General features: G+C 66.5%; 9 protein-coding genes. 2 read left to right on the top strand and 7 right to left on the bottom strand.

Translation table 11 applies throughout. The features are described from left to right. Nucleotides 1-68: 68 nt before the first annotated feature. The 5 genes from QN357_RS15225 to QN357_RS15245 all read right to left on the bottom strand — a co-directional run bounded on the left by QN357_RS15225 (nt 69) and on the right by QN357_RS15245 (nt 5,640). Entirely contained in the window at nt 69-1,025 is a 957-nt protein-coding gene (locus QN357_RS15225) for a DMT family transporter (protein WP_323505137.1), read from the bottom strand. Nucleotides 1,026-1,154: 129 nt separating this feature from the next. Continuing rightward, a complete protein-coding gene (locus QN357_RS15230; RefSeq protein WP_134558492.1) occupies nt 1,155-2,120 on the bottom strand; it encodes an N-acetylglucosamine kinase in 966 nt (321 codons plus the stop codon). 5 nt (nt 2,121-2,125) lie between these two features. Further along, nucleotides 2,126-3,328, bottom strand: a complete 1,203-nt coding sequence (locus tag QN357_RS15235) for an SIS domain-containing protein (RefSeq protein WP_323505138.1) — start codon at nt 3,326-3,328, stop codon at nt 2,126-2,128. After that, nucleotides 3,321-4,655 (bottom strand): D-tagatose-bisphosphate aldolase, class II, non-catalytic subunit, encoded by a 1,335-nt coding sequence (locus tag QN357_RS15240; RefSeq protein WP_323505139.1) that lies wholly within the window; start codon nt 4,653-4,655, stop codon nt 3,321-3,323. Before QN357_RS15240 ends, QN357_RS15235 begins: the two co-directional genes overlap by 8 nt. Before the next feature lie 79 nt (nt 4,656-4,734). Further along, nucleotides 4,735-5,640 carry a class II fructose-bisphosphate aldolase gene (locus QN357_RS15245; protein ID WP_241985098.1) on the bottom strand — a complete coding sequence of 302 codons (906 nt, stop codon included), beginning with the start codon at nt 5,638-5,640 and terminating at the stop codon, nt 4,735-4,737. Between the two features lie 244 nt (nt 5,641-5,884). On the opposite strand from QN357_RS15245, the gene QN357_RS15250 reads away from it, so the two are divergent. After that, nucleotides 5,885-6,649, top strand: a complete 765-nt coding sequence (locus tag QN357_RS15250) for a DeoR/GlpR family DNA-binding transcription regulator (protein WP_241985097.1) — start codon at nt 5,885-5,887, stop codon at nt 6,647-6,649. A gap of 179 nt (nt 6,650-6,828) precedes the next feature. Continuing rightward, entirely contained in the window at nt 6,829-8,490 is a 1,662-nt protein-coding gene (locus QN357_RS15255) for an HNH endonuclease signature motif containing protein (RefSeq protein ID WP_323505140.1), read from the top strand. A 36-nt stretch (nt 8,491-8,526) separates the two neighbouring features. Here QN357_RS15255 and serB read toward each other — a convergent pair whose 3' ends face one another. Both serB and QN357_RS15265 read right to left on the bottom strand, forming a co-directional pair. Next, a complete protein-coding gene (gene serB / locus QN357_RS15260; RefSeq protein ID WP_134560139.1) occupies nt 8,527-9,174 on the bottom strand; it encodes a phosphoserine phosphatase SerB in 648 nt (215 codons plus the stop codon). Next, nucleotides 9,171-10,053 (bottom strand): sugar phosphate nucleotidyltransferase (locus tag QN357_RS15265; RefSeq protein WP_323505141.1); only part of this gene is annotated, 883 nt, incomplete at its 5' end. The genes serB and QN357_RS15265, both read right to left, overlap by 4 nt.

Raw genomic sequence — 10,053 nt, forward strand, 5'->3', positions numbered from 1 at the left:
ATCGAGAAGCGTGCGGGCGGGCCGGTGCCGAGCTGGCAGTGACCGTGCCGGCTAACCCGCTGTGCCTGCTACCCCGCGGTGTCTGCGGGCTCGTGGGTCTTCTTCGGCGCGCTGTCCTCGTTATCGGGCAGCGCGGGCGGCAGTGCCTCCCCACGTCGTTCGTCGCTGTAGACCATGAGGGTCGAGCCGACGAGCGCCAGGACAATCGCGATCGTTCCGAAAATGGTCGGCAGCGTCTGGTAGACGACGAGCGACACCACGATCGTGAGAACGGGGGCGAGGGCGTTCGTCGTGGGCGCCACGATGGATGCCTTGCCTCGGCTCAGTGCCATGACGAGGAACAACGCGCCGACCGCATTGAGGAGCTGGGTGGCGGCGGTCAATGCGGGCGCCTGCCAGGGGACGTCGAGCGGGAGGCCGCCCATCGCCATGATCGCAAACGGAGTGAGGATCAGGCCGCTGATGGCCATCCAGGCGAAGGTCGTCGCGTCGTTCACTCCGATGGTCGCCGCCTTCCGCATGAAGAAGGCCTGCACGCCCCACGCAATGCAGACGAAGATGGCGATAACCAGCCAAGGACCGGATGTAGCGTCCCCTGAGCCGCCGGCGACGCTGAAGAGCACGATGGCGGCCAGTGCCGCGACCAAGCCGATGACGGCGACCTTGGGCAGGCGCTCCCGGAGGAACGCCACGGCCATGAGAACGGTGATGGCCGGCGAAATGGAGATGATCGGGAAGATCAGGTATGCGGGACCGGACGACAGGGCGTTGAACAGGAGCAGCTGGCCGCCGGCCCCGGTCAGGCCGATGAGGAGACCGTACATGGCGGCCTTCGGGCGGCGGTCGAACGTCTTGCCGCGGAGCGCGAAGACTGCCGGGATGATCATCACGACGGCCCAGATCACGTAGACCATTTCATCCGGGTACCCGTAGAGGGTGATGGGGAGGGACGAGAATGCGCCCCAGACTCCCCAGAACAGCACCAATAGTGCTGCGTAAAATATCCAACTCTGCGTTTTCTTCACAATGATCTCCTCGTTGACATCTGTTACTTGCTTGGACTTACTCAGGGGGACGTGCGTGGTGGTGCGTGGTGCGTGGTGCGTGGTGCGTGGTGCGTAGTGCGTAGTGCGTGGTGCGTGGTGCGGGTGAGGTCAGTGGGACCGGAGTTGCGCCAGCGCGGCTTCGGACAGCGGGGTGCCCGCCTTCTTCGCGGCGTAGAGCGCTGCGCCGACGGCGGGGCCGAACAGCGGAGTGCGTAACTCGTATTTCGGCGGCAGTGCCGAAAGCGCCTCTTCGAATCCGCTGCGGACGGCGGCGGCCGTGAACATGCCTCCCGAATAGGACACGGGGACCGTGTCGTCGTCGCCGAAACCGAGCTCCGTGCGCGTCGTGTCGACGATCCTGGCCAGCTCGGCGCAGGCATCCGTGAGGATCTGCGCGGCGATGAGGTCGCCCTGGGCGGCGGCTTCGACGACGGTTTTGGAGAGGTCGGCGATCGCCCCTCGCTGTCCCTTCCACTGATTCACGACGACGTCGATCAGGTCGAGATCGCTGTTCACGTCGGCACGGGCCTTGACGACGTCGTAGAGGGGGCCGCGGGGGAGCCTGCCGTCGCTCATCCGGGTGAAGGCGTTGAGGCCGCGGATCGCGATCCAGTATGCGGAGCCTTCGTCGCCGAAGAGCTCGCTCCAGCCGCCGACCCGGTGGCCATGGCCTGCACGTTCTCCGTAGGTCATCGAGCCGGTTCCGCTGATCACGTTGATCCCGTCGACGGCACCGAGGGATCCGGCCCAGCCGCACACCATGTCGTTGTCGCACGTGTAGCGGTCGTGCCCGAGCACCGCGCGGGGCACGGCGTTCAGCCGTTCGATATCAGAGCTGACCTCGCCGTATCCCGGGAGCCCGAAGAAGGCCTGGTCAATGTCCTTCGTCTCGAGTCCGGCCTGGGCGGCGATCGTGCCGATGCCCTGGGCGAGGATTCGGCCGACGAGCTCGATGCCCTCGCTGAAGTAATAGCAACTCGGTGTCTGTGTTTCCGCGACGATGTCTCCGGAGTCGTTGAGGAGGACGAAGGCGGTTTTTGAGCCGCCGCCGTCAACCCCGAGGAAGAATGACATGGCTCTCAGCTCGCGTTCGTGAGGGTGCCCGCGGCCGCGGACAGCGGGTGGATGTGCACGCCCTTGACGACGCGGTTGACAGTTCCGCCCGGGAACGGGTTGTCGGGGGTGGCGCCGAGCGTGAGGGAGAACGAGAGCCCCAGAAGCTGCGCGATGACGATGTAGCCGACGGCCAGGAACGCGTCATCCAGGCCCGCGAGGTCCGAGAGGATCCACGAATGGCCGTCGGCTGCCGGCAGTGGCAGGGAGGAGATCGCGACGACGCGTTCGGGGCTGAGCGCTGTGCGCAGTTCGGCGATGATGTCGAGGTCATACTCGCGGGTATAGGGGTCGGAAGACACGTAGACCAGGGCGAGCGTGGTCTCATCGAGGACGGCCTTGGGGCCGTGGCGGAAGCCGAGGGACGAGTCGTAGTAGGTGACAATCGCACCGGCCGTCAGTTCGAGGACCTTGAGGGCTGATTCGCGGGCGAGGCCGGTCAGTGGCCCGCTGCCGATGTAGACGATGCGTTCGTAGCCGGCCTCTGCCAGTGCGCGGATCTCGGGCTGGCGGCAGTCGATGATCTGCGTTGCGGCCGTGGAAAGGGCGGCAACGGCGTCGTCGTTCGCGCCGCCGAGAATCAGGAGACTTGACAGGAGCATCGACGTGAAGCTCGACGTCATTGCGAAGCCTTCGTCGTTGGAGCGACGCGGCATCAGCACGACCTTCGAGTGTGCGCGTCCCTGATGGTCCGTGAAGAGGTTCCCGTCTTCGTTGCAGGTCAGAATCAGGTGGCTGACGTCGGTGAGCACCTGGTCGGCGAGGACCGTTGCGGCGCTGCTCTCCGGGCTGTTGCCCGAGCGGGCGAAGGAGACGAGCAGGGTGGGAACGTCTTCGGCGAAGCTCTCCCGGGGATTCGAGACGATGTCCGTCGTGGCCACGGCGTCAACGCGGCGGCCGAGGAGTCGCGACAGTGCCGGTGCCGCGATGTCGCCGACGAAGGCGGATGTCCCTGCTCCCGTGAGAACGATGCGCAAGTCGGATTGGGAGAGGAGGGGTGCGAGGAAGGCATCGATGTCGGTGCGCTGGGAGGCGATGTTCGCCGAGGCCTCGCGCCAGACATCCGGTTGCTGGGCGATCTCGCGGACGGTGGCTTCAGACCCGGGGCCTGCGGCGTGGCCGATGGTCGCCGATGCGGCTGGGGTGGATGTGGCGGTGGGGTTAGACAAGGAGTGCTCCCTGGATGGTGGTGGTTGTCGTGGAACGGTCGCGGACCGTCGGGAAACAGGCGAAGGCATATGGGCGCAGGGCGTCGCGGATCTTGTCCACGACGAGCTCGCGCGGTTCGGGAGCAAGGCTCCCGGCCCGCACCCTGGCGTATTGCTCGGGAAGGAACTGGCTGATCAGGGGAAGCGGGATCTGCAGGGCGGAGAGGTTGTCGTAGAGGCGGTTCTCGGCGGCTTCGATCTCCGGGTCCGGCCAGTAGTAGCGCAGCCGGTCGCTGTAGCTGAACCGGCGGGCAAGGCGCTGCTGCTGGGCCGTGCCCTCGTAGTAACCCGCCCAATAGTCCGGACGGGCGAGCATCCGCCGTTCGATGACCTCGACGAGTGCGGAGCGATCCGCGACCGGCACGAGCTCGTCTTCGATCTTCGCGAGGGCGAAGAGGGCTTCCCGCATCGCGAACGTCAGTCCGGGTCCGACCTTGAGGATCGCCCAGTGGTCTTCGACGAGTTCGGCGAGCCGGCCCGTCTCCTGGTAGTCGGTGGAGTGGGCCTCGAACACCAGTCCCGGCTCGTCGTTCAGGACGGTCCGCAGCTGCACGGTCCCTTCGCGGTGGTAGTCGATGACCTGCAGGTGGTCGAATTCCACGGCGGGCTGCACGACGAGCGCGATGATGCGTGGCCAGATGTCGGTGAGGCCGACCTTCTCGAATGCGGCGCGGTGTCGGTCGAGGGTCGCTCGTGCCGCCACGGCGGATGTCGCAGTCAGGGTGCCGAGGGTCTCGTGCGCGCCTCCCGGTACCGGGACCTCTGTGCCGATCACGTACAGGATGTCGCTCGGGAGACCGGCGCGCGTGGCTGTATCCTCGGCAACCCGCAACAGCCGTGCTGAGCGATCGGCCGCGAGGTCGTCGCCGACCGGCACGGGATCCCCGGCGCAGGACATGCTGCAGTCCAGGTGGATCTTGGTATAGCCGGCTTCGACGTATGCCGTGACGAGGGCGTCGGCATTCGCCATGGCCTCGTCAGCGCTGAGGTTCTGCCATCGGTTGGGACCGAGGTGGTCGCCACCGAGGACAAGGCGGTCCCTGGCGAAGCCGACCCTGTCGGCGATCGAGTAGACCAGATCACGGAAGTCGGCCGGACGCATGCCGGTGTACCCGCCGAACTGGTCGACCTGGTTGGATGTGGCCTCGATGAGAACGTAGGTTCCGTCGGCATCCGCCTGGCGGAGGGCAGCCTCGAGCACGGTCGGGTGCGCCGAGCATACTGAATAGATTCCGACGGTTTCACCCGCCTTATGCCGACGTACCGTGTTCCAGAGTTGATTAACCATTGTGCTCCTTTGCAGTCCCACGGGCGTCCCGTTGTTCGGGGCGGGGTGGTTCGATCGATGGGTCTCGGGGGTGGATGGGTCAGCGGGTACCCAGCCCGGTGAGGAGGGCTGAATCCGAGGTGGTGGGGTTGTGCGCCGCTGCCGCGTCGAGCACGGTGCACAGGTGTGTGACGGTGCGGGAGATGGACTCGCAGCCGTCGCGAATGTACGTGCGCGGATCGGTGACATCCGGGTTGGTGGCCAGGAACCGCCGGACGCCGCCCGTGAATGCGATGTTCAGTGCCGTTCCGACGTTGATCTTGCGCATTCCGGCGGCGATGGCCGCGACGAGCGTCGTGTCGCTGACGCCGGAGGAGCCGTGGAGAACGAGGGGGACGGGCACGATTCCGGCAAGTTGGGCGATGAGCGCGAGGTCGAGCTCGGCAACCTGTGACGTCATCGCGTGTGAACTGCCGACCGCAACGGCGAGCCCGTCAACGGTGGTTTGCGCGACGAAGTCACGCGCCTCATCGGGCTGGGTGCGTGCGAGCGGAGAGTGTGCGCCGTCTTTGCCGCCGATTTCGCCCAGCTCAGCCTCGACCCAGAGGCCGCGGGCGTGGGCGCGCCGAGCCAGTTCGCGGGTCTGGCGAACGTTCTGGTCGTGGGGGAGATGAGCGGCATCGACCATGATCGAGCTCACGCCGAGATCGTTCGCCAGATCGATGGCGTGTTCGGTGAGCGCAAGGTCCTGGAAATGGTCGAGATGAATGGAGATGGGCGCGGAGGACTCGGCGGCGATCTTCGCGCAGGCCGCGATGATCGGCGAGATCCTGCCGTTGTGGAACCGGATCGCGTTCTCGCTCACCTGGAGAATCGCGCCGGTATTGGCGCGCTCCACTCCGATCGCGATGGCTTCGGCGTGCTCGAGGGTGATCACGTTGAAGGCGAGAACGGCACGGTTGCCTGCGCCGAAGTGGTCGATGAGATCGCGAGTTGTGGCGAGCAAGATGACGAGCTCCTCCCGGCAGTGATGGAGTGCGATTCGGGCGATGTCGGCTCGACACCATCCGTGCACTGCACCATCACGATGGCCATGGCTTGATCCTGCGCCAGAGTGCGCGGAGCGCGCAATTTTCCTGCTAAAGTGGACAGAAATACTGCGCGTTTCAATTTCGGTAAGGCGTCTCATGCTCCAGAACGGCTCGTACTCATCCACTCCTCGTGCGGTCTCGGGCAAGCGCTCCGAGCGGATGCGCCTCGTGCTGTCGCTCCTCCATGAACAGACGAGCATGTCGCAGTCCGCGCTCGCGGAGGCCCTCGGTATTTCGGCGGCGACCCTGCGGCGCGATCTGGCGGACCTGGACGAACAGGGGCTGCTCGTGCGGACGCATGGTGGGGCCCGTGCCCTGGACGCCCGCAGCGAAATTCCCGTTCGGCTCCGGAATACCCAGTTCCGTGAGGCCAAGCAGCTGATCGCGCGTCGTGCGGTGGAAATGATCCCCGCTGGACCGTATGCGATAGCCCTGAGTGGGGGGACCACGACGGCCGAGGTCGCCAGGGCGCTCAGTAATCGGTCAGGACTGACCATTGTGACGAATTCGCTCACTATTGCGCTGGAGTGCGCGGCACGCCCGAAGCTCAAGGTGATCATGACGGGAGGCGTCGTTCGGCAGAGCTCCTTCGAGGCGGTCGGCTCGCTGTCCGAGAACACGTTCAAAGCGATCAACGTGGGCACTGCCGTTCTGGGCACCGACGGCATCAGCGTGTCAGGGGGTGTGACGACCCACGATGAAACCGAAGCGCGCACCAATCACGCCATGGTTGCCAACGCCCAGCGTGTGATCGTCGTTGCCGACGGTTCGAAAGTCGGACAGGTCACCCTCGCGAAGATGGCCGACCTGAGCGAGATCGACGATTTCGTCACAGATTCCGATGCGGACCCCGCCGCGCTTCAGTTGATCGCAGACGCCGGGGTAACCGTACACATCGTCGACCTCAGCGCTGTGCGTCGGTAGGGCACGGCATAGTCCTCAGAATGTTCGCCGTGACACAGAGGCGGCGGCCGACACGCAGGCGGGAGGACGTTGCGCGCGCGGCGATGTGGTCGTGATCAAATTTGATTTCTGAATAAGTAAGTCATTTAATTAACTGAGTAAGTCTCGAATTCGTATTCGATTCGGGGTAGAATCGGGGCATGGCAGGAGCTTCCGATCCCCAGTCACACACCCCGCAGGCCCACGATTCAGTGGCCGCGGGTGATCAGCCCATCGCAGGCGTCAAGTCGGCCCATCCGGTCGCGGTTGCCGAGGGGTTCGAGGGCGCTGAGGGGTTGGCCGGCTCGGTGCCGTCGGTGCATGCGGATGCTGTCGCCCGGCTCGTGGAGGCGCAGGCGGTTCTCGCAGAGGCCCTGGCCGCGATCCCGGTCGGGCTACTCAGCGACACAGAAGCGGTGACGGCGCTGAGCGCCGTGGAGGCGATCGGTCGGACGGTTGATGCGGCCCGGGTGAGCACGGCGACGGATGTGGACCGGCGGGCCCGGGTCCTCGGCCGCGAAGGTCTGGCCTGGCGGATGGGCTGCACGGGCCCGTGGGATGTCCTCACCCGGGTGACGCGGGTTTCGGCCCGGGAGGTGAAGCGGCGCACGAAGCTTGGCGACGCGGTGTTGCCGCGGCCGTGCGGCGGGAGCAGCTGGTTGCCGCCCTTGTTCCCGACCGTCGGGGCCGCCCTGGCAGCGGGGGAGATCGGGGTGGAGACGGCGGAGTTGATCGTGGCCGGGCTGCAGGTGATCAGTCACCGGGTGGCGCCGGATGACCTGTTGACGGCGGAGCGGGCCCTGGTCGCCACGGCGGCGGGCCTGATCACCCCGGAGACCGAGGACCTGGCCGGGGCCGGTGTCCCGGTGACCACGGACCTGATCCGGGGCATGGTCGCGCAGTGGCAGGCGGCCCTGGACCCCGACGGGGTCCTCCCGACCGAGGACCTGTTCGAGGCGAAGTCCAACATCGGCTTCGGACAACTCAAGAACGGGTTGTATCCGGTGAAGGGTGGGGTGACGCCGGAACTGTTCGGGGTGATGAACACCCTCTTCGACGCCTTCCTGAGCTTCCATGCGAGGCCCGCGTTCCCCACCGCCGAGGAGCAGGCGCTGATGGATTCGGGGCAGATGATTCCCGGCGCCGAATCAGCGGGTACCGACGCCGACACGGGCCCGGATCTGGACGTGATCGAGGCAGAGCTCCGGGAGCGGCGGGCGGATACCCGCACGAGTGGGGAGAAACGCGCCGACATCCTCCGGGCGTTGTTCGAACACGCTGCCCGCGACACGGACACCCCGTCGATGGGCGGGTCGGCACCGACGGTGATGGTGCACGTGAACGCCGCCGACCTCGCCTCCGGGGTCGGGGTCGGGTGGATCGACGGGGTCGAAGCCCCCGTGTCTTTGAAGACGGTGCATCAGCGCATCTGTGACGGCGGCTTCCAAGGGGTCCTCTTCGGGGCGAACAACGAAGTGCTCAAGCTCGGGCCGGAACGACGGTACTTCAACCGGGCCCAGCGCCGGGCGATCACCGCCCGGGACGGCGGCTGCATCATCCCCGGGTGCAAGGCCCCGGCGCACTGGGCCGAAGTGCACCATGTGAAGCCCTGGGCGAAGGACGGCCCGACGACCGTCGACAACGGGGTCTTACTCTGCTGGTTCCATCACCACAGCATCGATACCTCCGGGTGGGAGATCCGCATGGTGAAGGGCTCACCGCAAGTGCGGGCCCCTGGGTTGATCGATCCGCAACGACTCTGGCGGCCACCGAACAGGCACCGCGCCCACCAGGTCCTCACCGGACCACCCAGACGCGACTAGAGTCCACCGGACACGGCGGCGCCTGTAGTGGAAGTGCTAGCCGCGGAGGCCGAGGATGGGCAGGACCTGGCTGAGGTCGCAGATGTCGATCGCGACATCCGCCTGTGCCCGCACGAGAGGCTTCGCGTTGAACGCGATGCCGAGACCCGCGACGTGCATCATCTTCAGGTCGTTCGCTCCGTCGCCGACGGCGACGGTCTGGGGGAGCGCGACGCCGAGTTCCGCCGCCCACTCCTGGAGGGTATCCGCCTTCGCGGTTGCGTCGATGATCGGCCCGACGAGGTTGCCGGTGAGGTGGCCGCCGACGACTTCGAGCCGGTTGGCTCGCCAGTGGTCGATGCCGAGGCTCTCCGCGAGCGGATCGAGCACTTCGTGGAAACCGCCGGAGACGACCCCGATTCTGCTGCCGTGGGCATGCAGTCCGGCGATGAGCTCGTGCACGCCCGGAGTCGGGCGCACCAGGAGCCCGACGTCGGTGAAGACGCTCTCCGGCAGCCCGGCGAGGGTCTTCACCCGGGCACGGAGGCTCTCGGCGAAGTCGATCTCACCGCGCATGGCCTGCTCGGTCACCGCAGCGACGAGTTCGAGCGAGCCCGCAGCATCCGCCAGGAGCTCGATCACTTCGTTTTCAATCAGGGTGGAATCGGAATCGAGGACGACAAGGAAACGAGTGGGACGGGTCACGGGTGTACGTGCACGCCCTTGCCGACGACGGTGATGCCGGACTCGGTGACGCTGAAGCCGCGCGCGAGGTCACGGTCCCTGTCGACACCGACGGAGGCTCCGGCGGCGACGACGACGTTCTTGTCGAGGATGGCCCGACGGACGGTCGCGCCGGGCAGGATCTGCACCCGGTCGAAGAGAATCGAGTCCGCGATGTGGGCGCCGGAATCGATGGCCACCCACGGCCCGAGCACACTGCGCTCGATGTGGGCGCCGGAGATGACGCAGCCGAGGGACACGATCGAGTCGATCATCGTGCCGAGCGAACCACGCCCGTCACGGACGAACTTGGCCGGCGGCGAGTTGAGCTGCTGGCTGAAGATCGGCCACTTCTGGTTGTAGAGGTTGAAGACCGGGAGCGCGCTGATCAGGTCCTGGTGTGCCTCGAAGAAGGAGTCGATGGTTCCCACATCGCGCCAGTAGTACCGGTCGCGATCGGTGGAGCCCGGTACCTCGTTGCGCTGGAGGTCGTAGACACCGGCTTCGCCGCGGGACACGAAGTCGGGAATGATGTCCCCGCCCATGTCGTGGCTCGAGTCGGTGCGTTCTCCGTCACGCAGCACGGCCTCGATCAGGGCGTCGGCGTTGAAGACGTAGTTGCCCATCGAGGCGAACACCTCGTGCGGCGCGTCGGCGAGGCCGATCGCGTCCTTCGGCTTCTCGCGGAACTCCCGGATGTGGTCCGGAGTGGCCCCGTCGACCTCGATGACGCCGAACTGGTCGGCGAGGCCGATCGGCTGGCGGATCGCAGCGACCGTCGCCTGTGCCCCCGAGGCGATGTGGGCCGCGATCATCTGGCTGAAGTCCATGCGGTAGACGTGGGGGGGGCCCCCCCCCCCC

It is taken from the genome of Cryobacterium sp. RTC2.1 (genome assembly GCF_035018685.1).
Classification (GTDB): domain Bacteria; phylum Actinomycetota; class Actinomycetes; order Actinomycetales; family Microbacteriaceae; genus Cryobacterium; species Cryobacterium glucosi.

What these genes read in the sequence shown, in the direction of transcription:
- QN357_RS15230 (WP_134558492.1), bottom strand. Translation starts at nt 2,120, where the DNA reads ATGTCATTCTTCCTCGGGGTTGACGGCGGCGGCTCAAAAACCGCCTTC.
- QN357_RS15255 (WP_323505140.1), top strand. Translation starts at nt 6,829, where the DNA reads ATGGCAGGAGCTTCCGATCCCCAGTCACACACCCCGCAGGCCCACGAT.
- QN357_RS15250 (WP_241985097.1), top strand. Translation starts at nt 5,885, where the DNA reads ATGCGCCTCGTGCTGTCGCTCCTCCATGAACAGACGAGCATGTCGCAG.
- QN357_RS15240 (WP_323505139.1), bottom strand. Translation starts at nt 4,655, where the DNA reads ATGGTTAATCAACTCTGGAACACGGTACGTCGGCATAAGGCGGGTGAA.